This is a genomic window from Gemmatimonas sp., from assembly GCF_046594945.1.
In the GTDB taxonomy this organism is placed as follows: Bacteria; Gemmatimonadota; Gemmatimonadetes; order Gemmatimonadales; family Gemmatimonadaceae; genus Gemmatimonas.
This window is the reverse complement of sequence record NZ_JBKJRB010000077.1, coordinates 74,753-98,891: the sequence shown is the minus strand read 5'-3', so window position 1 is coordinate 98,891 and position 24,139 is coordinate 74,753. Positions and strand designations below refer to the sequence as shown.

22 protein-coding genes are annotated in these 24,139 nt (G+C 63.4%); 6 read left to right on the top strand and 16 right to left on the bottom strand.

Translation table 11 applies throughout. The features are described 5' to 3' along the window. Position 1: 1 nt before the first annotated feature. Entirely contained in the window at positions 2–625 is a 624-nt protein-coding gene (locus tag ACLL97_RS09145; RefSeq protein ID WP_411280167.1) for a CDP-alcohol phosphatidyltransferase family protein, read from the bottom strand. Positions 626–686: 61 nt separating this feature from the next. Then, a complete protein-coding gene (locus ACLL97_RS09140; RefSeq protein WP_411280166.1) occupies positions 687–2,027 on the bottom strand; it encodes an exo-beta-N-acetylmuramidase NamZ domain-containing protein in 1,341 nt (446 codons plus the stop codon). A 63-nt stretch (positions 2,028–2,090) separates the two neighbouring features. Between ACLL97_RS09140 and ACLL97_RS09135 the strand changes: the two genes are divergently transcribed. The 5 genes from ACLL97_RS09135 to ACLL97_RS09115 all read left to right on the top strand — a co-directional run bounded on the left by ACLL97_RS09135 (position 2,091) and on the right by ACLL97_RS09115 (position 8,392). Beyond that, complete coding sequence (locus tag ACLL97_RS09135; protein WP_411280165.1) at positions 2,091–3,374, top strand: serine hydrolase domain-containing protein; 1,284 nt, start codon at positions 2,091–2,093, stop codon at positions 3,372–3,374. 162 nt (positions 3,375–3,536) lie between these two features. Further along, the gene (locus ACLL97_RS09130; RefSeq protein ID WP_411280164.1) at positions 3,537–3,893 is read left to right on the top strand and encodes a HesB/IscA family protein; all 357 of its coding nucleotides are present in this window, start codon (positions 3,537–3,539) and stop codon (positions 3,891–3,893) included. Between the two features lie 30 nt (positions 3,894–3,923). After that, positions 3,924–5,882 carry a glucosamine-6-phosphate deaminase gene (gene nagB, locus ACLL97_RS09125; RefSeq protein WP_411280163.1) on the top strand — a complete coding sequence of 653 codons (1,959 nt, stop codon included), beginning with the start codon at positions 3,924–3,926 and terminating at the stop codon, positions 5,880–5,882. Positions 5,883–5,912: 30 nt separating this feature from the next. Continuing rightward, complete coding sequence (locus ACLL97_RS09120; protein WP_411280162.1) at positions 5,913–7,445, top strand: sodium:solute symporter; 1,533 nt, start codon at positions 5,913–5,915, stop codon at positions 7,443–7,445. Next, positions 7,442–8,392 (top strand): BadF/BadG/BcrA/BcrD ATPase family protein, encoded by a 951-nt coding sequence (locus tag ACLL97_RS09115; protein WP_411280161.1) that lies wholly within the window; start codon positions 7,442–7,444, stop codon positions 8,390–8,392. The genes ACLL97_RS09120 and ACLL97_RS09115 overlap by 4 nt, the downstream gene beginning before the upstream one ends. On the opposite strand, the gene ACLL97_RS09110 is transcribed toward ACLL97_RS09115, so the two are convergent. The 14 genes from ACLL97_RS09110 to ACLL97_RS09045 all read right to left on the bottom strand — a co-directional run bounded on the left by ACLL97_RS09110 (position 8,389) and on the right by ACLL97_RS09045 (position 22,245). Beyond that, positions 8,389–9,717, bottom strand: a complete 1,329-nt coding sequence (locus ACLL97_RS09110) for a sterol desaturase family protein (RefSeq protein WP_411280160.1) — start codon at positions 9,715–9,717, stop codon at positions 8,389–8,391. The two genes, ACLL97_RS09115 and ACLL97_RS09110, sit on opposite strands and share 4 nt — an antisense overlap. Positions 9,718–9,728: 11 nt before the next feature. After that, the gene (locus ACLL97_RS09105; protein ID WP_411280159.1) at positions 9,729–11,012 is read right to left on the bottom strand and encodes a dicarboxylate/amino acid:cation symporter; all 1,284 of its coding nucleotides are present in this window, start codon (positions 11,010–11,012) and stop codon (positions 9,729–9,731) included. 36 nt (positions 11,013–11,048) lie between these two features. Further along, the gene (locus ACLL97_RS09100; protein WP_411280158.1) at positions 11,049–12,542 is read right to left on the bottom strand and encodes an amino acid permease; all 1,494 of its coding nucleotides are present in this window, start codon (positions 12,540–12,542) and stop codon (positions 11,049–11,051) included. A 105-nt stretch (positions 12,543–12,647) separates the two neighbouring features. Then, positions 12,648–13,490, bottom strand: coding sequence for a hypothetical protein (locus tag ACLL97_RS09095; protein WP_411280157.1), 843 nt, complete (start codon positions 13,488–13,490; stop codon positions 12,648–12,650). A gap of 124 nt (positions 13,491–13,614) precedes the next feature. Beyond that, entirely contained in the window at positions 13,615–14,022 is a 408-nt protein-coding gene (locus tag ACLL97_RS09090; RefSeq protein ID WP_411280156.1) for an ExbD/TolR family protein, read from the bottom strand. A gap of 2 nt (positions 14,023–14,024) precedes the next feature. Further along, positions 14,025–14,486 carry an ExbD/TolR family protein gene (locus ACLL97_RS09085; RefSeq protein WP_411280155.1) on the bottom strand — a complete coding sequence of 154 codons (462 nt, stop codon included), beginning with the start codon at positions 14,484–14,486 and terminating at the stop codon, positions 14,025–14,027. A gap of 71 nt (positions 14,487–14,557) precedes the next feature. Next, positions 14,558–15,289 (bottom strand): MotA/TolQ/ExbB proton channel family protein, encoded by a 732-nt coding sequence (locus ACLL97_RS09080; protein WP_411280154.1) that lies wholly within the window; start codon positions 15,287–15,289, stop codon positions 14,558–14,560. A 33-nt stretch (positions 15,290–15,322) separates the two neighbouring features. After that, positions 15,323–16,039 (bottom strand): energy transducer TonB, encoded by a 717-nt coding sequence (locus ACLL97_RS09075; protein ID WP_411280153.1) that lies wholly within the window; start codon positions 16,037–16,039, stop codon positions 15,323–15,325. Between the two features lie 119 nt (positions 16,040–16,158). Beyond that, a complete protein-coding gene (locus ACLL97_RS09070) occupies positions 16,159–17,688 on the bottom strand; it encodes a sensor histidine kinase (RefSeq protein WP_411280152.1) in 1,530 nt (509 codons plus the stop codon). A 10-nt stretch (positions 17,689–17,698) separates the two neighbouring features. Beyond that, on the bottom strand, positions 17,699–18,367 hold the full coding sequence (locus ACLL97_RS09065) for a winged helix-turn-helix domain-containing protein (RefSeq protein ID WP_411280151.1): 669 nt from the start codon (positions 18,365–18,367) through the stop codon (positions 17,699–17,701). Next, the gene (locus ACLL97_RS09060) at positions 18,364–19,830 is read right to left on the bottom strand and encodes a sigma-54-dependent transcriptional regulator (protein WP_411280150.1); all 1,467 of its coding nucleotides are present in this window, start codon (positions 19,828–19,830) and stop codon (positions 18,364–18,366) included. The genes ACLL97_RS09065 and ACLL97_RS09060 overlap by 4 nt, the downstream gene beginning before the upstream one ends. Next, a complete protein-coding gene (locus ACLL97_RS09055) occupies positions 19,827–21,293 on the bottom strand; it encodes a sensor histidine kinase (protein ID WP_411280187.1) in 1,467 nt (488 codons plus the stop codon). Before ACLL97_RS09055 ends, ACLL97_RS09060 begins: the two co-directional genes overlap by 4 nt. 187 nt (positions 21,294–21,480) lie before the next feature. Next, on the bottom strand, positions 21,481–22,053 hold the full coding sequence (locus ACLL97_RS09050) for a redoxin domain-containing protein (protein ID WP_411280149.1): 573 nt from the start codon (positions 22,051–22,053) through the stop codon (positions 21,481–21,483). Positions 22,054–22,116: 63 nt separating this feature from the next. Then, positions 22,117–22,245 (bottom strand): hypothetical protein, encoded by a 129-nt coding sequence (locus ACLL97_RS09045; protein ID WP_411280148.1) that lies wholly within the window; start codon positions 22,243–22,245, stop codon positions 22,117–22,119. Here ACLL97_RS09045 and ACLL97_RS09040 point away from each other — a divergent pair, their 5' ends adjacent. Continuing rightward, entirely contained in the window at positions 22,246–23,961 is a 1,716-nt protein-coding gene (locus tag ACLL97_RS09040) for a putative bifunctional diguanylate cyclase/phosphodiesterase (RefSeq protein WP_411280147.1), read from the top strand. It begins immediately after the preceding gene. Positions 23,962–24,139: the final 178 nt, after the last annotated feature.

Below are 24,139 nucleotides of genomic sequence, written 5' to 3'. Positions count from 1 at the left end.
TTTATTCTCCAGGGGAAGTGGTCGTGCGATACACGAAGGTGATGCGCTGGAACACGGTGATCCACGCGGTGACCGCCAGGAGACTGACGATACCCGCGAGAATCCAGCCGTTGAGCGCCAGGCCGAAAAAGGCCTGCGGAGCAGAGAGCAGCGTGATACGCTCGGCGCGTTGCAGCATACCCACCTTCGCATCGAGGCCGAGCCCTTCGGCCCTGGCCCGAGTGTAAGACGTGAGGAAGGTGGCGATGAGTGCGGCCAGCGTCACCAGGACCATTGTCTGGCTGGCGTGCACCGGGTGGGTGGCGTAGAAGACCAACAAACCACCCAAGAGGAAGCCGTCGGCCACGCGATCTAGCGTGGAGTCGTAGAAGGCACCGAACACCGTGCTCTGCCCAGTGCGGCGGGCGACATTCCCGTCGAGCACGTCAAAGAGTGCGGTGAGGCCCAAGAACCAGCCACCGGCGCTTATGTGGCCGGACGCGAAGATGACCCCCGCCGTGCACGTACAGATCGTGCCGATGGTGGTGATCGTGTTGGGGCGCACGCGCCGCGCGACCAGCCAGTCGGCCACCGGGGCGATGACTCGCAGGTATCCGCGCTGGACGTCGCTCCACAGTGATTGCATCTCGATCGCGCTGAAGGTCCGGAAAAGTATCTAGCCGTGGAAAGCTAGAACTCCCCCTGCATCAACGGTAGAGATAAAAGCGTCTGGCATCCTTTTCGAACGCAATAACTGCCGGCAACTGGCGATCCATCACCGCATCTGGGTCCGCTCCGCCCAGCAAGGCCTCCCGAACGCGCGTCGAGCCCAGCCGCTGGTCGAATCCGGAGGGGGAGATCTTCAGGGAGTCCTTGTGCACGCGAGACAGCGCCCAGAGGATGGCCGCACCGACGCGGGCGGGCTGAACGCGCTCGCGATCGGTGACTTCAATTCTCACGCCGGGAATCGACTGACCGGCGAACTTGCCATCACCTGGCTTGTTTGGAGTGAACCGTTCGGCCTTGAACTTGACGCCAGTAAGCGACAGGTCTTCGAGCATCCGGGTGACGGAATCGGCGCGGAGCCAGGCCGCTCCGAATCGCTGAAACGGTTCATCAGTGCCCCGTCCGACGGACACATTGCTGGACTCGAACGGCACGAGTGCCGGGTACAGGAGGGCGCTGGTGATATTCGGCATGTTCGGCGACGGCCGAACCCACGGCAGCGAGGTCTCATCGAACCACATGCCGCGACGCCAGTTCCTCATGGGCACCACGGTGAGCCGGGTGCCGAGTTTAAACTGGGCCTGAAACAACCGGGCCATCTCTCCCATCGTAAGACCGTGGCGAAGCGGCATGGGATAGAGCGCGAAGCCATTTGTGCTGTTTCCAGACGTGGGCACGTCGGCGTTGGCCAAGGCGGAATCGAGGAGCGCCCCTTCGGCCCGGGCGCCGGTGATCGGATTGGGGCGATCAAGTACGAGAACGGGGATGCCGCGTTTTGCGCCGGCCTGCATGGCGTACAGCATGACGCCGACGTACGTCCAGGTTCGGGTGCCTATGTCCTGAAGATCGACCACCAGCACGTCGACATCGGTTAATAGACTGTCGGGGGGCGCAATCGTACGGCTCTGATAGAGCGAGTGGATTGTCAGACCCGTCTTCGGGTCCTTCTCATCACTGAGATTCGGACGATCGGCGGTTCCGGTGGCGCCGTGCTCGGGGGCGAAGAGGCGCACCAGCTTCACGCCGGCACGCACCGCGCGCGGGTCGGTGGCCAGCAGATCGATGGAGCGACGCCCCTTCTCATCGACGCCCGTCTGATTGGTCACGAACGCGACACGCTTGCCGGCGATGAGCTTGATGCTATCGTCCAGCAAGACCGAAATGCCAGGACGGACCTTGCGGTTCCGGTTCCCGATCGGCATTCCATCTTCACCATCATCCGGCATCGGTGCGTTGTCTGGACGACCGCCGCTCGCGCAGCCCGCGACTAGGGTTCCGACACACACCAGCGAGAGCAGCACCAGCGTTTTGATGGCCTTCACGCGTTACCTCCAGAAGATCCCGCTGCGCGCAGGTCGCACAGCATCCTGCCTTACCGCGAACACATGACCCGACCGGATCCCTACCGACCTGCCCTGCTCTCCGGCCAGTCCGGTTGCGGCGCTCCCTGCACGAACGCACCGAATCACGTCTTTCTCAAGCGGCGTGCGTGGCGGATGTTCGCGCTGGTTGCCACGTCGAGCGTGCTGATGGGGTGCAGCAAACACCGCCCGAGTTCGTCGGAGCTGCCTCCCGTCACGGGCATCTCGCGCGAACAGGCGCACCGTCTCGGGGACAGTGTCCGGGCGGTCCTCTCCCGTGCGCTCGCCGACAGTGCCTTTCCCGGCGCCTACGCCGCCGTGGGCACCGCCGACGGCGTGATCGTCGAGTATGGAGTGGGGCGACTCGACGTGGCCGATGACTCCCGTCCGTCGGCGACCACGATCTGGGACCTCGCGTCGCTCACGAAGGTGATCGGCACCACGAGTGCCATGATTCAGCTGGTGGGATCGGGGAAAGTGGCGCTCGATTCGTCCGTCGTTCACTACCTCCCGGCTTGGACGGCGCCCGGCGCCGAACGGATCACCGTGCGTCACCTGCTGTCGCACTCGTCGGGCATGCCATCGTGGCGCGCGCTGTACAAAGAAGCGGCTACTCCCGAAGAAGCGGAGCAGCAGCTGTTCGCCACATCCCCGGATACCCTGCCGGGCGTGCGATACGTGTACAGCGATCTCGGCTTCATTCTGCTCGGAAAGCTGATCGAACGCGTGAGCGGTGAACGGCTCGCGTCGTACGACTCGGCGCATATCTTTTCGCCGCTCGGGATGACTGAGACGCGTTATCTTCCGCCGGCGGACTGGCTCCCGCGCATTGCGCCGACCGAGCAGGACCCATGGCGCCAAAAAAAGGTGCGGGGTGAGGTGCACGACGAGAATGCCGTTCGTCTCGGGGGCGTCTCTGGACACGCCGGGTTGTTTTCCACAGGCCGTGACCTCGCGCGCTTTGCGCGTATGTACCTGCGTCACGGAACGCTGGACGGCATGCGGGTATTCGATTCATCAGCGGTCGCGACGTTTACGGGGATCCAAGACTCGACGATCTCGCGCCGAGCGCTCGGTTGGGAGACGCCGACCGGTGGAAACTCGGCCGGCAGTCGACTCTCGGCCGTGGCGTTCGGACATACCGGCTTCACCGGTACGTCGCTTTGGATGGATCCCGCGCAGGGCGTCTTCGTGCTGCTGCTGACCAACCGGGTGAATCCGACGCGGGAGAATCGGAAAATTGGCGGCGTCCGCACGGCGTTGGCAGATGCCGCGGTGGGTGCGCTCGGCGGTGATTCCGGTCGATGACGATGGATTTGAGTGGGGCTTTCTTGAATGGGAGCGATTCACTCGCTATTTTTTCTACAGCTAGACGCGACGCTGTTCCGGTTGCCGATCGCGGGTGCGGTCGGGTCTGGGCGGCGCGCTCCATCAGGCCGGATTCTCATCCGGCCGCTTCGGGGGACAGCAATGAGCACGATGCAGCAGCCGGATGTCATGGTGGTTCTCACGCCCATGGCCGCGACGGAAGTCCGCAAGTTCATGGAAGCCGAGGGTGTCACGCCCGAGCAGGGTGGCCTTCGCGTGTCAGTGATGCCGGGCGGATGCAGCGGCTTCAAGTACGGCCTGGTGATCGAAGACAAGAACGCGGAAGACGACACGGTCTTCGAACTCGAGGGCATCAAGCTGTTCGTCGATCCGTTTTCGGCGCAGTATCTCAGCGGCACGACGATCGACTATGTCACCTCGATGCAGGGATCGGGCTTTACGTTCAAAAATCCGCAATCAACCGGCGGTTGCGGTTGCGGCAGTTCTTTCTCGGCCTGATCCGACAACTCGACACCTATTCCCATGACCATGGCCTCCGGTTCTCCGGTGGCCACTGATGGTTCGCAGGCCCGCACGCTCGATTTGAGCGGCGGGCCTGTGCGCGTCAGTGGCACCATTTTCGTGCATCCCGACATTGACGGCATGGTGCGCGAGCGCATCCCCACGATCATCATCGATGAGCACGAAGCGATGGCTCGGCTCGTGGCTGGGCGTATCGCGACGTTGATGCGCGAGCGTGCAGCAGCGGGTCGAACGATCGTGCTTGGACTGGCCACTGGCTCGACGCCCATCGGCGTCTATCGCGAGCTGATTCGGCTGCACCGTGAAGAAGGGCTCAGCTTCCAACACGTGATCTCGTTCAATCTGGACGAGTACTACCCGATGGCGCCGGACAGCATTCACTCGTATCACCGTTTCATGTGGGAGAACCTTTTTTCTCACGTGGACATCGACGCGACAAACGTGCACCTCCCGGATGGTGCGTTGGATCGGTCCGCGATCGACGACGCCTGCACACGGTATGAGGCCGCGATCCTGGCCGCCGGCGGGGTGGATTTTCAGCTGCTCGGTATCGGTAAGACGGGGCACATCGGCTTCAACGAGCCCGGATCTGGTGAGCATAGCCGGACGCGCGTAGTGCATCTCGACTCCGTCACACGACGTGATGCCGCGGCGGATTTTTTCGGCGAAGACAATGTGCCGCGTGAAGCGATCACGATGGGCATCGCGACAATTCTGCAGGCGCGTGAAATCGCGATTCTTGCGACCGGGGAGCACAAGTCGGGGGTCGTGCGCCGTTCAGTCGAAGGCGAGATCGACCGCGCCGTCGCGGCGACGTTCCTGCAGCGTCACGCGAACACCACGTTCTACGTCGATGACGCCGCGGCGGCCGAGTTGACGCGTGTGGCGACGCCGTGGCTGATCGACGAAGTGCGCTGGGATGACGCGCTCGCGGTCCGCGCGGTGACGTGGCTGGCGGGCCGGTGTCAGAAAGCGATACTCAAGCTGACGCAGCACGACTACGCCGAGAACTCGTTGTTGTCATTGGTGGCGCGTCATGGCTCACCGGGCGCGGTGAACGGGCTCGTGTTCAACGTGCTCGGCGCCAAGATCCGCGGAAAGAGCAAGCTGCCGCGAGGCATGAAAACCCTGTGCTTCTCCCCGCACCCTGACGACGATGTAATCTCAATGGGTGGCATGCTCCGCAAGTTTGTGGAGAATGAGAACGACGTGACCGTGGCATACATGACCAGCGGCAACATCGCGGTGTTCGATCACGATGTGCGTCGCTACATGGATTTTCTGGTGCGACTCGATCAGGAGCGGATCGGCGAGGGGACTGCCGTCCGCACACTGGCCGAGACGGTGCACGCGTTTCTCGAGGCGAAGCGTCCGGGCCAAGTGGACATTGCCGAAGTTCAGGATATCAAGCGTATCATCCGTGAGTCGGAAGCGGTGAGCGGCATCGAGGTCATGGGGCTCACGCGGGGACATGCGCGCTTCCTGAATCTGCCGTTTTATCAAACCGGTAAAGTCCGCAAGGATCCAATCGGCCCGGCTGACGTAGCGATCGTGGCCGATCTCCTGCGGGAGTTCCGACCAGAGATCATCTTCGTAGCGGGTGACCTGTCGGATCCACACGGCACGCACCGCATGTGCAAGGAGGCGATCGACAGTGCCGTGCTTGAGGTATACGGCGGGGCGGACGCCCCTGCCCGCCCGCAGGTGTGGCTCTATCGCGGTGCGTGGCAGGAATGGCCGATCACGGAAGCGACCGTGCTCGTGCCGCTGTCGCAGGAGGAGTTGACGATCAAGATCCAGGCGATCTTCAAGCATCAGTCACAGAAGGATTCGGCGCCGTTTCCGGGTCAGGATGCGCGTGAATTTTGGCAGCGTGTCGAGCAGCGCAACAAAGCGACCTCGGCCCAACTCGATCAACTCGGCCTCGCCGAGTACTTCGCTATGGAGGCGTATGTCATCGCGTGATGTCGGTGTGCGCTCGTTCGGTGTGCGCTCGTGACGAACAGCTTCACGGTGCTCGACTGGAGCGTTCTGCTCCTGTACCTCGTGGGCACGACGCTCCTCGGGGTATGGCTTGGACGGGATCAGAAAGACGCGCGTGACTATTTCGTGGCCGGCAAGGCCATTCCGTGGTGGGCCATTCTTTTCTCGGTGGTGGCAACGGAGACCAGCGCGCTCACGTTCATCTCGATTCCGGGACTGGCATACGTCGGCAATTTGTCGTTCCTACAGATCGCTGTGGGCTACATCGTAGGTCGGGTCGTGATCGCGTACACCCTGCTTCCGCGATACTACGACGGGGAGCTGGTCACGGCTTATGCATTGCTCGAGAAGCGATTTGGCCTCGCGACGAGACGCTTTGCGTCGATCGTGTTCATGGTCACGCGCGCGTTCGGCGATTCCGTGCGTGTTTTCGCGACGGCGATCCCCGTGGGACTGATCATTGGTCCGATTGTCCCGCCCGAGTATGTGGGACCGCTATCGATTTTGATTCTCGGTGCGTTCACCGTGCTATACACGTATCACGGCGGCATGCGTGCGGTGGTATGGACCGACGTGTTGCAGACCGGGGTGTATCTGGTGGGAGGGCTGGCCGCCATGTGGATCATCGGGGCCGGGGTTCCCGGCGGCTGGAGCGCCATTCTCGACGGCGCGAGCGCTCGCGGGCAACTGCAGGTGCTCGATTTGTACACAGGAATCGACCGCCCGCACACACTCTGGGCCGGCTTGATCGGCGGCGCGTTCCTTAGCATGGCCTCGCATGGCGCCGACCAACTGATTGTGCAGCGACTGCTCGCCTCTGGCAATTTGCGTGAGGCGCGGCTGTCGCTGATCGGCAGCGGCTTCGTGGTGTTGGCGCAGTTCACGATGTTCCTGTTGATTGGCGTGGGCCTGTTTGCATTTTACAATGGCACGGCGTTCCCGCGCCCCGATGCGATCTTCCCGCGATTCATCGTGGAAGTGATGCCGTCGGGGCTTACCGGATTGGTGATTGCCGCGATCCTCGCAGCGGCCATGAGTACGGTGAGCGGTTCGGTCAACTCGCTAGCCGCGTCGACGCTGCACGACCTCTATCTGCCATTCAGTAAACGCCGCGCCGATGACCCTGGGCTACTTCGCGTCAGCAAGCTGTTTACGCTGTTCTGGTCGGCGATTCTGATCGGCGGCGCCCTGCTGTACAAGAACGAAGGGACCCCCGTCGTCACGATCGCGCTCTCGGTGGCCTCCTTCACTTATGGTGGCCTACTTGGCGCATTCTTCTTGGCGATGCTGGTGCCGCGGGCCATACAGCGCGACGCCCTGCTGGGGATGGTGGTCGGCATTGGCACGATGTCGTTCATCGTTTTCGCCAAGGCGCTGAGCGGTTGGTTCCCGACGCTCGCGCCGACGCTCGCGCCGTTCACGGTGATCGCGTGGCCATGGTTCGTCTTGATCGGCACCACGCTTACCTTGGTGACCGGTATTCTGTCGTCGTTCACGCATGCGCCGCCCACGGCGCCGCGTTCTTCTCAGGGGAATCGTTCATGAGTGCCGGACTGCTCGACCCGACACCGCTCGTTGTTGGCGTAGATGGCGGCGGGAGTCGTACACGCGTCGTGCTCGCCGACGCCGCCGGCAACACTCTGGCACGCGTGGAGGGCGCCGGGACGGCGCTCATGCCAGGGCATGAAGGGGTGGCCGCGGACATCATCAAGTCGCTGATCGCGGACGTGCTGGCGTCGGCAGATCGCAGCGACACGCGTCCGGCGGTGTGCGTCGTAGGTGTCGCCGGCGCCGGACAGGAGCGCGCTGCGCAAGCGCTGTGGTCGGCGCTCGCATCGCGCCGTGTGGCGGACGACGTGTCCGTTCAGGCCGATGCCACGATCGCCATGGATGACGCGTTCGGCGACTCTGCCGGGGTGCTACTGATTTCAGGCACGGGGTCCGTGGCCTACTCTCGATCGCCAGACGGGCGATTGGAGCGTTGTGGTGGGTGGGGCCCGAACATCGGCGACGAAGGGAGCGGCGCCTGGCTCGGCCGCCGTGCGCTGAGCGTCATCACGGCAGCGCACGATGGGCGCGAGCCCGACACGGCGCTCACGGGTGCAATTCTCACGGCGCTCGAGCTGGAGTCGCTCGACGACCTGATTCCGTGGGCCGCCGACGCGACGCCCGGGCTTTTCGCGACGCTCGCCCCGGTGGTCGCGAAAGTGGCGGCAACGGGTGACTTGCGCGCGAACGCGCTCGTCAGCTTCTGCGTGGAAGAGCTGGCCCTGCATATTCGCACGCTGGCTCGTCGTTGCTTCATGGACGAACGCGCAGCGATACCCGTGGCGTTCGCGGGCGGACTGCTGTCGAAGGGATCCCTCGTACGGAAGCGTCTCGAGCAGCGCTTGAAAAGCGCCGTACCGGGTGCGACCGTGCGCTCGGAGGACGTGGACGCGGCACGCGGTGCCGTGCGTCGTGCACGCCGCTTGCTGGGCGTCGAGGTCTAACGCCCTGCCAGTTCCCGGTGTAGGTGATCCATGCGCTCGTCGCTGGCGAGGGTAAAGGCCGTGCGATTCGTCCACAGCGCGTACGCACTGATCACGCAGCAACACAACGAGGCGCCGCCGATCCAGAGCGGCGCCTCGTTGCGCACGAGCAGCGCCATTGACGCCGCACCGAGCGCCCCGAGGCGGGCCTGCTCCGCCGCGAACGCCCAGCGTCGCCCTTCGAGCACGCCGCCCACGTTGGTCAGTGAGAGCGCCACGTAGAAGGCGGCGGCTCCGATCTGCAGCGCCGGCAGACGATCCGCCGCGGTGAGCAACCACAGCGCCGGTGGAATCGTGAGCGTGAAGTGCGCCAGCGCGTAGCGCGACAACGCCGCTGGCACGTCAGGATCAAACTTGATCGCCGCGTGCAGCGACACAGGCGCAACGACCACTGGGCCGCCGTCGGATTCCGCGCGCCAACCGGGAGGCCCGAACACACAGCGCCAGCGATCATGCCATGTTGTCGCCCGTTTTACGTTACGCGCGATCACTACGTATTGGTGCACCTGCGCCCAGAGCGGATTCCAACTGCGCAGCGGCGTGGTCAGTCCGTACACCGGTTCTTCGCGCTCCGGCGTGAACGTGCCGAACCAGCGATCCCACACCACGAACACGCCCGCATAGTTGCGGTCCTGATACTCTGGGTTCACGCCATGATGCACGCGGTGATGTGACGGTGTGTTCAGGACCGCTTCGGCCCACGCGGGGAGCCTCGAAATCGTACGCGTATGAATCCAGAACTGGTATACGAGGTTGAGCGCGTAGCAGACGGCGAACTGCACCCACGACATGCCAAGCAACGCGAGCGGCGCGTAGAAGACCCAGCCAATCGTTCCTCCCACCGCACTCTGCCGAAGCGCGACGGCGAGGTTGTATTCCTCGCTCGAGTGGTGCACGACGTGGCCCGCCCAGAACAGGTTCACCTCGTGTGACACGCGGTGAAACCAGTAGTACGCCACATCGACAATCACGAACGCGGCAGCCCACCCGACAATGGCCGGCCAATCGAGGGATCCCCCGTCCGCCCCGCGACGCAGCATTGCCCCATCAGGCCACGACGGGATGTGCGTCCAGCGTTGAATCCGCGCATGGTCATAGAGCCACGCAAAGATCCCGATCAGCAGCAGCTTCGTGAAGATGCCGGCAATCTGGCTCAGGGTGCCGGCAGAGAGGTCGCTGATGGAATCATTCAGGCGATAGAACGAGCGACGGCCGAGTCGCGTGAACAGCAACTCGGCCGCGATGAGGACGAAGAACAGGGGAATGCTGGCTTGTATGATCCCCATGTGATGGACGCCTAGGCGGGAACGGCGTCCTCGGCCGGGATATTGAGCTCACCTTCCCACCGCGCCATGACGGCGGTGGCGAGACAGTTACCAAGCAGATTCACCGACGTGCGGGCCATATCCATGATGGCGTCGACGCCGAGGATCAGCGCGATACCTTCGAGTGGGAGATTAAACTGCGCCAGTGCTCCCGACAGGATCACCAGCGACGCCCGCGGCACGGCCGCGACGCCCTTCGAGGTGAGCATCAGCGTCAGCATCATCAGCAGCTGGGTGCCGAGCGGCATATCGATACCGGCCGCCTGCGCGACGAAGACCGAAGCGATCGCGAGGTAGAGCGTGCTGCCGTCGAGGTTGAACGAGTATCCGGTGGGCAGCACGAACGAGACGATACGACGCGGCACGCCGAACTTCTCCATCGCCTGCATCGCTTGCGGGAAGGCCGCTTCGCTGGAGGCGGTGGAGAAAGCGATCAGCCACGGTTCCTTCACCGTACGCCAGAAGCGCATGATGGGGATGCGCGCGATCAACGCGACCGGCACAAGCACGAGCAGGACGAACACGATGAGAGACACGTACAGCGTGGCGACGAGCTTTCCAAGACTGAGCAGCACTCCGAGTCCGCTCTTGCCGACCGTGACACCGATGGCAGCACCGATACCGATCGGCGCGTAGGCCATCACGATGCCGACGAACTTGAACATCACCTCGCTGAGCGATTGCAGGCCGTCAAGCATGATCTTCTTGGATGGGCCTTGGACGCGCGCGAGCGCGACGGCGAAGAGGATGGCGAAGAACACGATTTGCAGCACTTCATTCTGCGCCGCCGCTTCAAAAAAGCTCTGCGGCACCGTGTGCTCGAGCACGGAGGCAAACGTCGGTGTCTTCGAAGCAAGTGCTTTGAACTCTTCCGTGCTGCCGGCAGCCGGGGCGATCGATAATCCGATGCCCGGCTTCACGAAGTTGACCGCGAAGAGTCCGATGGCGAGCGCCGCCGTGGTGACCACTTCGAAGTAGATGATGGAGCGAAGGGCCAGCTTGCCGACCTTCTTCATGTCATCGCCATGTCCGGCGATTCCCACGACCAGTGTGCTGAACAGCAGCGGCACGATCAGCGACTTGATCATGCGCAGGAAGATGTTCGCGAAGGGCTTGAGGTTCGGCGCAAAATCGGGCGCGAGCCAGCCGATCAGGATGCCGACGATCATCGAGATGACGATCCACTGCGAGAATCCGATCCCGAGGAAACCTTTGCTCGGTGCTGCCGTCGTCGCGCTGGAAGACTGATGATCCATGATGCTGGTTTGAGGAGTCGTGGGACGGCTGATGACTTATTCGGGAGAGACCGGTGCGTTCCCGCGACGCAGCACCGAGTTCTTATACCCGTAGGCGAAGTAGAGCGTGAGACCGATGACCATCCAGATGCCGAACGCCTTCCAGGCGCTCGAGGGCAACCCGCGCATCACGAATACGCAGGCGGCGGCCCCGCCGATCGTGACGAGCCACACGAAGGGCACTCGAAACGGACGGTGCCGATCGGGCTCGCGAATACGCAGCACCAGCACGCCGATACAGACCACGGAGAATGCGGCGAGCGTACCGATGTTGGTGAGATCGTACGTCGCGGCGTCGTCGGCCAGCAACGAGCCAAAAGCCACGGCGACACCGGTGATGATCGTGGTCACGTGTGGTGTTCGCGTTTTGGGATGCAGTTTGGCGGCAAACTTGGGCAGCAGGCCGTCACGCGCCATCGCGTAGAATATCCGCGGCTGACCGTACTGGAAGACGAGCAAGACGGCAGACATCGAGACAACGGCGCCGGCGGCGACGATCCAGCTGGCCGTGGAGAGGCCCGCAATGGAGAGTGCCTTGGCCAAGGGGTCGCTGCTGCGCAGTTGCTCGTAGGGGACGAGTCCCGTGGCCACGAAGCCGACGATCACGTAGATCAGCGTGCAAATGGCCAATCCACCGAGAATACCGATGGGTAAATTGCGCTGCGGATTTTTGGTCTCTTCGGCCGCCGTGGAGATTGCGTCGAACCCGATATACGCGAAGAAGACGATCGCGGCGCCTTGATGAATCCCGCGGAAACCGTTCGGCGCGAACGGCTTGTAGTTGGCCGGGTCAATGTGCATGCCACCCACAATCACGAACAGCGCGAGCACGAGCAGTTTGATGACGACCATGATGTTGTTGGCGCGCGCGCTTTCCTTCACACCTTTCAGCAACAACAGGGTAATCGCGACTACGATGCCGAATGCCGGCAGATTCACGAGCACCGGAATGCCGGCGATGTGCGGCGCCGAATCCATCAGCGCACGGATTGCCGGGTCCCCGCTGGCCTTGACGTTCCAGTAACCGTGCGTGAGCCATCCGGGCAAGTTGACGCCGAACCCCGAGAGGAGCGACGTGAAGTAGCCGGACCATCCGATCGCGACGGCGACATTGCCCACCGCGTATTCGAGGATAAGTGCCCAGCCCACGATCCAGGCGACGATTTCACCGAGCGTGGCATACGAATAAGCGTACGCACTGCCGGCCTGCGGAATCATGGCCGCGAGCTCGGCGTAGCACAGCGCGGCAAGACCACACACCGCGCCAAGCAGAACGAACGAGAGCACAAGCGCGGGTCCGGCGCCGTATCGAATGACCGTACCGTCCGCCAGTGTTTCGCCGGCCGCGGCGGTTCCGAGCGACGAGAAGATTCCGGCGCCGATCACGGCGCCGATGGCGAGCATGACGAGGTCGCCAGCACCGAGCGTGCGGCGCATGCCGCTGCCGCTTTCGTCTTCGGAGGCGATCGGCTTTCGATCGAACAGCCCCATGGGCCCTCGGATCGGGGGGAGGAGCACGCCGTGTGGGGAGAGCGGAGGCCGGCGCGCTGTTACATCGTGCGCGCAAGCTACTGTCGGGTCGCGCGTACTGCGAGCCTACAGCGAGTACGTGATTTCGGCTTTGCCGCGGACCGGGACGCCCTGCGCATTGACGGCAGGGCGAAAGCGGATGGCGACAAGCGCCTCACGCAACTTTCGATTGTACGCGCCGTCCTTGGTCGGCGTGAACTGTAGATCGAGCACTTTCCCAGTCGAGTCGACTTCAAACACGACGACAACCGTGCCCTTGGCCTTGTTCGGAACCGGCAACGGCGGAAGGAACAATTCGGTCGGCGCTGGCGGGTAGACCGTACCGGGACCACCACCGGTGCCAGGCCCCACGCTGGTGCCCTTCCCGGTGCCCACACCGGATCCGACCCCACCACCGCTACCGGGACCAGCCCCGGCGCTTCCATCGGTTCCTGAGCCTCCTCCGGAACCGGTAACCGCCGACTTCACGTCGGCGGCAGCAACGGCGGACGGCGTCGTAGGTGCCGCCGGCTCCAGTGGCTTCACGACCGGCGGTATAGGCGGCGGTGGCGGCACAATCGGCGTGATCGTTGGAGGTTTCACTACGGGCGGTGGCGGCGTCGGCGCGGGTGCCACCCGCACAAACTGCAGTCGTTCGTCCTTGGCGATTCCGCCGGTGCCGCGGTTCCCACCGCCGCCCCCCCCGGCCGGGCCAAGGCCACCCGCTCCCAGCACTTCACGGAGCAGCTCCGGCGACGTGAACGGAACGATAAGCAGGAGGATAATCAGCAGGTGGATCCCTATGCTGATCAGCAGACTGCGGACGCGACGCTGGTTGCCCACCGGCACGCCGATAGGCGGTCGGTACCGCGGGCGTTCCGGCGGCGGGAGGTCGGCGGTATCGAGTTGCGATGGAGAGGTTGGCGTCATTGAGAATCGAGGGATGAGACCTATACAACGTACTACGGCGGACGATCCCTATGGGTTCGCCCGCCGCAATCACGACGTGGATCTCGTGGGTGGGCGCGTTCCCGTGTCCGGGCCGCGCCTCACGTCACTTCGGCGGAACGCCGATCACCTTTACCCCGGCGCCGCGAGCCTGGTCCATTGCCCAGATCACAGCGGAGTACTTCACCGTGGTATCTCCCTTCACGAAGATGATCTTTTCGGGACGGGGGTCGTAGATCGATTTCAACTTCTCGAGAAGCTTGTCCTTCTCGACCGGCTCCTTGTTCACCGCGTACTTGTCGTCAGGGAGGACCTCGAGCACGATCTGGTCCGGGTTTACCTGTGCCGAGGCCGGTTGCGGCGTCGGGTCAGGGAGCTGCGTATCGATGGCCTTGCGGCTCATCGGGATGATCATCATAAAAATGATGAGCAGCACGAGCAGAACGTCGATCATGGGCGTGACGTTCATGTCGTTGTTCAGACTCGAGCCACCGCTCGGTGCAGACATGCTCATGGTTATTGACTCCCCGGCATGATGCGGTCGCTCGCGACGAGCGACTCCGTGTTCGGTGTCTGGTCTGTGATGAGCGCGGCGACGCGCACACCAGATCGCGAAATGCGATCAAGGGCATCGACGACCTTCACATACGCGAGGTCCTTGTGGGCCTTGACGTACATGATGTAGTCCTCACGCTCCTTCAGATAGATCTCGCCAACGAGGGCTTCGAGGTCCTCGTTGCGGATCCGACTCTTGTTGAGATAGTACCGACCCTGATCGTCGATGCCGAGTACCTGATCACCTTCTTCTTCCGGGTGGGGCTTGAGATTCTGCCCTTCCGGCGGGACCGCGGTGAAGCCCGCGTTGATCTGCGGGATCGTGATCATGAAGATGATGAGCAGTACAAGCATCACGTCGATCATGGGTGTCACGTTGGGTTCGGCCTTGACGGCCCCCCCGCTGCTGACGCTCATTCCCATCGCGCGACTCCTGGCGTTGAGCCTCCCGGTCGGCGCCCCGTACGGAGCGCCGACCGGAGGACCGTACGTGATTACTGCGAGATCGACTGCTGACCAGCGGTGTTGAATTCACGCGTGAAGCGCGACCGACCGAACTCACCCGAGACACCCTTGATGAGGTAGTCGATCATTTCCTTCGAGGTGTATGTCATTTCGGCGGTGAGGTTGTCGATCTTCGTCTGGAAGAAGTTGAACGCCCACACGGCGGGAATGGCGACGCCGATACCGATGGCGGTCGTGATGAGGGCTTCGGCAACACCGGCGGCGATGGCCGAGATACCGCCCGCGCCCGACGTGGCCATACCGGTGAAGGAGTTCACGATACCCATGGTGGTGCCGAGCAGACCGACGAACGGCGCGGTGGCGCCGACGGTCGCGAGCACACCGAGACCACGCTTGAGGTCGACGATCGTCATCAGCATTTCACGCTCGACGGCGCGCTCCGACGTGTTGATGTCCGCCACCGTCACCGAGCCATCCTGAATGAGCGGGCGGATTTCCGCGAGGGCACCACCGAGTACGCGAGCGACATGCGACTTCTTGTAGCCTTCGGCCAGCTTGATCGCCTCGATGAGGTTGTCTTCTTCGAGGAACTGCGAGAACTCGGGGGCGAACTTCCGCGTTTCGGCCTGCGCTTTCCGCATGCTCCACCACTTCTGGATGAGCACGGTGAACGAGAAGGCTGACATACCAAGGAGCGTGAACACGACACCCTTGGCGAACCAACCCATCGAGTTGAACAGCTCCATCAACGACATGTTCATAACGAAAATCTCCGCAGAGCGAGGGGGAAAATCTTAGCGGTTCAGCGAGAACTGGAACGGCTGCTGCACGAGCTGCTTCACCTTGCGTCCACCCACTTCGGCGGGGAGAAAGCGCATGCGCTGGAGCGCATTCTTCACGGCGTTGGAGAACAGGTCGTTGTCGGACTTGAGCACCTTGTAGGTGTTCATTTCGGCACGTCCCGTGGTGTCCACCACGAACTGCGCCAGCACGGTGCCTTCGATGCCCGCGGTACGGAGCATGTCTGGGTACGCCGGGCCCTGAGCGCCCGGCGCCATGACGACGGGCTTTTCGACCTGGAAGTCGAAGTAGGGCTGATCACCTTGAGGGACCGGGCCCTTTCCGCCTTCGACGCCCTTGGCGATACCACCCTTGACGCCCTTACCCGAGAAATCGGCCTCGTCCGTGACCTTCTTGGACAAGTCGATATCGGGGATGATGTTGGGAATCTCGATGGGGGCCGAAAGCACCTGAAACCCCTTGGGCGGTGGCGGCGCGATCACGGCGTCAGGTGGAGGCGGGGCCTTTTCCGGCTCGGGCGGCTTCGGCTCGTCCTTCTTCACCTCGACGAAGTCGACCTTCTCTTCCTTCGGCTTCTCGTTGATGATGCCCGAGTTCTTCGTGACAATCACGAGGGCAACCACAACCGCCGTATGGACGATGATCGAGGTGATGGACCCACCAAAGCGTTTCTGCTTCTGAGCCTTCGATTCAAGCAGGTTGTTGAACATCTCGCTTGTCCGGGGTGCGGGCTACGGATCGCAGCGCCCGGACAAGAGGCCCGGGAACTGACTATGGCGATTCTACGTCGCCGAGATGATCGAGCAATGGAAAGAAGATTAGGATCGGATTAATCCGCCGTTAGTATTGTGCTATCCACGGCGCCAACCTCGAGGCCGGTGAGCATCGACTCGTACTCACCGGTCATCCCCGAGCCCGGCGATCCGGCCAACGGCAGCACGACCGTGAACGTACTGCCCCGCCCCAGGCGCGACTGCACGGTCAGGCTGCCGCCGTGTGCCTGAGCGATCCATTGACAGATCGCGAGGCCGAGCCCGAAGCCACCGCGCTCAGAGGCACGTGAGCGAACGCGATCGGCGCGCCAGAATCGTTCGAAGATGTACGGCAGGTCGGCGGCCGCGATCCCGAGGCCCGTATCCTTCACCGCAAAAGTGACGTCCGCCTCGCCACGTACGAGCGTCATCTCGACGCGGCCACCACGCGGCGTGTACTTGATGGCGTTGGTCACAAGATTGAGATACAGCTGACGCAGGCGCGTGAGATCGGCCAACACTTCGGCGTTCTCCATGAGCGGCGCATCGATGGTGAGCCCCGCGTCCTCTCCAAGCAATCGCGCCGTTTCTACCACTTCGCGCATCAGCGGCCCGAGCTCAACGGGCTCGCGGTAGAGATCAAAGCGACCCTCATCGGCCCGGGCGAGCGTCAGCAGCGATTCCACCAGGTCGGCCATGCGGGTGACCTGCTGCAGGGCCTCTTCGATGGCGATCGCCTGTTCCGATGGCGTCGAGGTCGGCGACAGCGAGCGCTCGATGTCGACGCGCATGACCGCCAGTGGCGTCTTGAGCTCATGGCTTGCATCGGCGGTAAAGCGACGCAGCGCCCCGAACGAGGTTTCCAGTCGCTCGATCATCGCGTTGAGGGTGGAGGACAAGCGGGCGAGTTCATCGCCGGCGGCCCCGATCGCCAATCGGCGATGCAGCGAACGACCATCGGTGATCGCCTCCACCTGATCGATGATGCGATCGATGGGCTGGAACGCACGTCCCGCGATGATGTAGGCAAACGTCATTGAGATGACGAGCAGAAATGGCGCGATCACGAGCATGGTGCCCACCAGCTCACGCGGCGTGTAACTGATGTCGGACGTGCTGAGCGCGGCGTAGATGCGATAGCGCGCGTTGGCGCTGAGCGGCACCACGCGCGTGGCGAGTAGGACGTCGTCGGAGCGCATGGCGATCCGGCGCACGGACGACGACGGCGACGATTCGCGGGCGGCGGTGCTGAACAGGTCGCGGTCGGAAGACGACAACGTTTGCACCGCGGGCGACGCGTAGATGTCGTACTGACTGCTGTCCTGCACGAGCACGTAGCCTTCGAGCAGCGACAGGAACGCCGCCATGCGCAACGACACACTCGGGCCGGCAAGCGGATCCTTCTGCGCCACCACGGGCTCGGTGCCGGTGTTTCGCGCCAGATTAATCGCGCGCACGACCTGATCCGCTTCGGACTGGACGCGCGACTCGAGCTCGCGGAACAGGATTTCGCGGCGCACGGCGAGCAACGCAATCGAAAAGATCACGAGCGTTCCAATGAACGCGGCCGTGTAAGCGGCCGTCAGTCGTGCCCGGATGGATCCCACGTGCCCTCCGCTACCCGCGGATCATGTAGCCGACGCCACGCACCGTGGTGATCAACTTCTTCTCGAACTTGGCATCGATTTTCTTGCGGAGATGATTGATCACGACGTCGACGATATTGGTGCCAGGATCGAAGTGATAACCCCACGCATACTCTGTGATGAGCGTGCGGCTCATGACCCGTCCGGCGTGACGCATGAGATACTCGAGGACGGCGAACTCCTTCGGCGTCAGTTCGATCGACTCCTCGCCACGCCGGACGTCGCGCGTGCCCTGATCGAGTTCAAGGTCCGCCACGCGCAGGAGCGGTGACGCCATCGCGCGCGGGCGGCGGAGCAAGGCCTCGACGCGCGCCAGCAGTTCTTCGAAGGCGAACGGCTTGGTGACATAGTCGTCGGCTCCCGCACGCAGGGTTTCGACCTTGGCATCGACCGCGTCCTGCGCGGTGAGGACAAGCACCGGGCGCTCGAATCCCCGCGAGCGCAAGGTACGCAGCACATCGAGTCCGTTCCGCCCCGGCAGTCGCATGTCGAGAATGACCAGATCGTACGGCTGCGTCAGCGCCATCCGCTCGCCTTCGAGCCCGTTGCTGACGAGGTCAGCCTGCCACCGCTGCTCCTCGAGTCCTCGTCGCACGAATTCGCCGACGGTGGGATCATCTTCGATGACAAGGATCTTCATATGCGTACTCCGCCCGACGGGCGCTTGAAGCCATACTCGCGAATTTTTCGATAGAGCGTCTTCGGCGAGATTCCCAGCAGGTCGGCTGCCCGCCCCTGATGCCAGTTCGACTGATCAAGGACGCCGGCGATATGCCGCCGTTCGAGCTCCTCGAGGGTGAGTCCCGACATCGACATCGCCATCGACTGGTTCAGTGGCATGCCCGGCTCGTGGACCAGCACCATCGGCACGACCGGCGTGGGCCGTGCCGCGCCACCGACATCGACCCCCAATGGCAGATCGAGGGCACTCACGATGCCATCGGTGGCCAGCAGAGCAGCGCGCTCCATCACGTTTCGCAGTTCACGCACATTGCCGGGCCAGCGATACCGCTCGAGCACCATCGTGGCGTCCGCGCTGAGCTGCAAGGTGCGCCGCCCGAACTGCTCACCAAAATATGACAAGAAATGCGCGGCGAGCAGCGGCACGTCGACCGCGCGCTCACGAAGGCTCGGCAGCGCGATGCGGATCGTGTTGATGCGGTGGAGGAAGTCGTCGCGGAAGGTCCCGGCCTGCACCATCCGGGAGAGATCGCGGGTGGTCGACGCGATCACCCGCACGTTGACTTGCACCTTTTGCGTGCCGCCCACCCGATAGAAGCCGCCGGTCTCCAAGGCGCGCAGCAGCTTCGCCTGCAACTTGAGGTCAAGCTCTCCAACGTTGTCGAGATACAACGTGCCGCCCTCGGCGAGTTCGATGAGCCCGACCTTCCGCTGGTCGGCGCCCGGGAATGCGCCCTTCTCGACACCGAAGAGTTCCGTCTCCAACAACGACTCGGCCAACGCGGCGCAATTCAGATCCACGAACGGCCCGTCGGGATGCTCGCCGTGCGCGTGCAGCACACGTGCTACCAGATCTTTTCCCGTGCCAGACTCGCCGGTGATCAGCACCGTCGACGTACTTGGTGCAACGCGGTCGATCAGCGACAGGACCGCACGCAGCGGCGCGTACTGCGTAAGAAACTGTGGATCGGTCGTGACTCGACGCAGGCGCGACTGAAGATGGAGATTGTCGCGCGCGAGCATGCGCTTCTCCCACGCGCGTTTCACCAAGACCTCGATTTCGGCCATGCGATACGGCTTCGACAGGAAATCGTACGCGCCCAGCTTCAGCGCGGCGATCGCCGTTTCGATGGTGCCGTTGCCGGTGATCACGATGATCTCCGGCGGCATCGGTTCTTCGCGTATTTGTCGCAACACTTCCAATCCGTCGACTTCGGGCATGACGACGTCCAGCAGCGCCACGTCAAAGCTCTCGGCGCGCAGCATCTCGAGCGCCGCGCGCCCATCGCGCACGATCGTCACGGCGAAGCCACGCGCGCTCATGAACTGTTCGAGAATCATCCCGAGATTCGGCTCATCTTCCGCGATCAGCACGCGGATCGGCGATGCCGGATCGATGGTCCGGAACGGGGCCGCGCTCACGTGGGGACACCAGCCGGCAGCGACACGCGGAACACCGCGCCCGTGCCTTCGGGGGAAACGAGTTCCAGTTGCCCGCCGTGATCGTTCACGATGCCATAGCAGATCGCCAGTCCCAGCCCGGTGCCCTGTCCAGGCGGCTTGGTGGTAAAAAAGGGTTCGAAGACTTTCGCCTGCAGTGCGCGTGGGATGCCCGGCCCTTCGTCTTCGACTTCGAGCAACGCGACCGACCGACCGTCGTCGCCTCGCGTTGACGTAGTGCGAATGATGACGCGTCCGTCTTCGGGGGTTGCATCCAAGGCATTCATGGCGAGTGCGATCAGCACTTGCACCAACTGATCGGCGTCACCGTGCACCATGGCGTGCGTGTTCCCCTCCAGCTCCATGACCAACTTTACCCGCTTGAAGCGCGGATGATGCTGCAATAGGAACAACGACTGCTGCACGACCGCATCGAGATCGAACAGTTCACGGTGCGCCGGTTTCGGACGCGCAAAGTCGAGGAGCCCGTTTACGATCTTCTTGCAGCGCTGCACCTCGAGATCGATGATGCGCAACAACTCCGCCGGAGGCGTTGCCGGCGCACCGAACTCCAACGGCAGTCCCATCGACTCGGCGCAGGCCGCAATCGTGGCCAGCGGGTTGTTGATCTCGTGCATCACACCGGCCGCCAGTTGCCCGAGCGCCGCCAGCTTCTCCGACTGTGCCGTCCGGTCGAGCGCCGCCTTCCAGTCCGTGATGTCCTCCCCGATGGTGATGACATGGGTGACGGGACCGCCGCCCAGTCGCATCGGGATCTTGGAAATGCGGAATGTGCGTGGCTCACCGAAGGCATGGCTCTCCATCTGAAACTGCTGGAGTCGACCGGAGGCGAAGACTTCGTCGAATTCCCGTTTTAGCAGCGCGGCCGGCTGGCGGTGCAGGACTTCGAAGATTGTGCGGCCGATCGCATCCGTGCGGGCCACACCCTGCAGTCCGGTCTCGCGCTTGTGGTTCCACGCGTGAATACGGTAGTCGCGATCCACCACGTGAAGGCCGTCGGGAAGCGAGTCGACCACGCATTCTATGAACGCGCGCTGATGCGCGACCTCCTGTACCTTGGCCGTGAGCTCCCGCTGGAGATCCTCGAGTTGGGCATCACGGGCGAGGGCGATCGCGAAGACGTCGGCGATGGCGGCCAGTTGTTGACGGTCGGTCGGACTCAAGGGCCGTTCGCGGTGCACGACCAGCGTCGCCAGCACTCCGGTAGCGGCCTCGACCGGGAGCTGACCGGTCGATGTTGGCAGCGAGGCGCCAATGCCGGCCGGATCGCACCACACGATCGGTAGCTTCGAACCATCGGCGTACTCGATCGCCAGGCGGGTGGCTTCGAACCACGGGCCGATATGATCGAACACGGACGCGACGCCGCACGTGACGTCCGTCGCGCGCGCCAGCAGTCCGAGCACGTCGGGGAGGGACGGCATTGCCACGGCGTCCATTACGGCAAAGTGGGAGGCGGGGTCACCGTCGCAAGTTAGGACTCCGCCAGCCATCGGACAAGCTGACCGAACGAATGCGTCGGTTGGTCCGCCCCCGCTCTCGTGTGGATGCCTGCGCAGCGCCGGTGCCGTACTACCTATAGCGGAGTCAGCCGAAGGTACACAGCTTGATTCAGACGGCGATCGCGCGGATCGCGTCGAGAGTATCGGCGTTCTCGCGCGTGGTGCCCGGGGTCGCTTCGACGTCGGACCACGCGATCGCCCCTGTCTTGTCAATCAGGACGTAGGCGCGGTTGGAGAAAATGGTGTCGGCTCGCAAAACGCCAAAAGCAGCCGACGCTTCACGCTTGAAGTCGGACAGCAGCAGCACCTCCACAACGGACCGGCTGCGAAACTCCTTGAGAGAAGGGACCGCATCTACTGAAATTGGAAGGACTTGCAGCTCTGCAGCGGTAAAGTCATCGAAATCGTGGCTGAAGGCACACAATTCGCTTGTGCAGGAACTTGTGAACGCCAACGGGAAGCACGCGAGCAGCACGTTCTTTGGCCCGCAGAAGCCGGAAAGCGGTATCGACTCTCCGGATGTGGAGCTCAGGGTGAGCTCGGGGGAAGCAGTGCCGGCCTGCAGCGGGGCGACGATCGTGGAGCTGATGACAAGTATGAGCGATGACAAGAAGCGGCACGGTACGGCAATCGCACCAGACAGGTCACAAATACTTCGACTACTGGCGGATGTTGAGAACATGGACAACGTTAGGATGAACGTGCGCCTCACCTCCGAGTTCCCTGACCCGTACACAGTGAAGGCTCAGTGATGGCTCATCAGACAAGGGTAGTCGCCGACGGTGTCCTTCGAGTCTTGCTGATCGACGGCGACGAGCAGGACGCCTGCCATTCCGAGACTGGCCTTCGGCAGCGCCTTGGCGAGCGTGTGCATGTGGTCCGAGCGAGCTCGCTGGCGCAATCGATCCGCGAGCTGATGGAGACCGTTTTCGACGCGGTCGTGGTCGAGCTTGCGGTTGCTGATTCGAGTGGCATTGCGACGCTGGCTGGCGTGCGCGCAGCGGCACCGAGCGTCCCCGTCGTGGTGTACACGCGCGAGCTGGACGATGCGACCGCCATTCGGGCGCTCCGCGCTGGCGCTCATGAGTGCCTGGTGAAGGGCGACCTACCCGCCGGCGCGCTGGCGCGCATGCTGGGATTCGCGATCGAACGGCAGCGGCGACTCGCTACGCTCGAGGCCGCTCGCGTGGACGCCGCCCATCGGGCAACCCACGATCCGCTGACCGGACTCGCCAATCGCGAGCTCTTTCTCGATCAGCTCGATCGTGCGCTCGCGTTTGGTTCTCGCTACAACCGCAAAACGGGACTGCTGTTCGTCGATCTGGACGGATTCAAGGCGATCAACGACACGATGGGGCATGCCAAAGGCGATGCCTTGCTCAGGGCGGTGTCAGCGCGCCTGCTGGCCTGCATGCGTCGATCCGATGCCGTCGCACGTTTAGGCGGGGACGAATTCGTGATCTTGCTCCCGGATGTCACGAGCCGCCGCGACGTGTCGCACGTGAAAGACACGATTCTCGAGTCGTTGCGTGAGGCGGTGACGCTCACCGGTGATGAGGCGCTGGTCGTCGAGGCAAGCATCGGGTGCGCGATGTCACCGCTCGATGGGGCCTCCGCGCAGGACCTGCTGGACGCGGCCGATGCAGATATGTACCGCGAGAAGTACGAGCGGCGGCGCGGTCGCATGCTCACGCCCATGGCGGGAATGGCGGTGGTCGGGAGCGATGACGAAGAAGCGATGGAGATCGCCGACTCCGTGTCGCACCGACGGGAGTCACGGCTTCGTGCGGCGGTGGCGCAGGGCGAGTTCGAGGTGTTCTATCAGCCGATTCTCGACGTCGTAGCCGATCGGATCGTGGCGGCGGAAGCCCTGCTTCGGTGGCGCGACCCGGATCGCGGCCTACTGTCACCGTCCGGCTTCATGGCGCTGGCCGAGGATACGGGATTGATCGTCCCGATCGGGGACCAAGTAATGCGGCACGCCTGCGAATCAATCGTCGCCTGGCGTCGCGATCAGAGTGCAAGCGCCCTGCGCGTGTCCGTCAACCTGTCGGCGGTCCAGCTGCGCGAGCACGGCTTCGCGCAGCATGTCGCGGCGATTCTCGACGAGACCGGATGTCCACCCGACGCGCTCACGCTCGAGGTCACCGAGAACAGCACTATGGTCGATGGCGAGATGATCATGGAGACGCTGCGTGCGCTGAAAGGACTTGGGCTTCGACTCGTGGTTGACGACTTCGGCGTCGGGCATGCGTCGCTCACGTTCCTGCGGGAAGCCCCGGTAGACGGCATCAAGATCGACCGCCGTTTTGTTTCACAACTGCTGCTCGATCAACGCGACCAGGCGATCGTGTCATCCATGGTGCGACTGGCGCGCGGCCTGGGCCTCGATGTGGTGGCGGAGGGCGTGGAGAATGGAGAGCAATCGCAGCGACTTGCACGCCTCCAGTGCTTCGAGCAGCAGGGGCGTCACTTCGGCGAGGCATTGCCGGCGTGCGAATTCGCTGCGCTCCTTGCATCGCGCGCACGCATGCCGATCACGGATGTGCGTTCGTGGCGCGCCCGTCGGCCGGAGGCGTTGGGCGCGTAGCCACAAGGCCTCCGACGCGACTCGCTATTTCGAGCTGCTGCTCGGCTTTCTTCCGACTTTGCCGCGATCGTGCCGCTGGCCACTGCCTGCTCGTCGATCGGGATGCCCCTCGAGCGGTCGCGCTGCGCAGGACGCTCGTGAGTGGAATGGTATGGGGAGGCATCGACGGCGCGCGCTC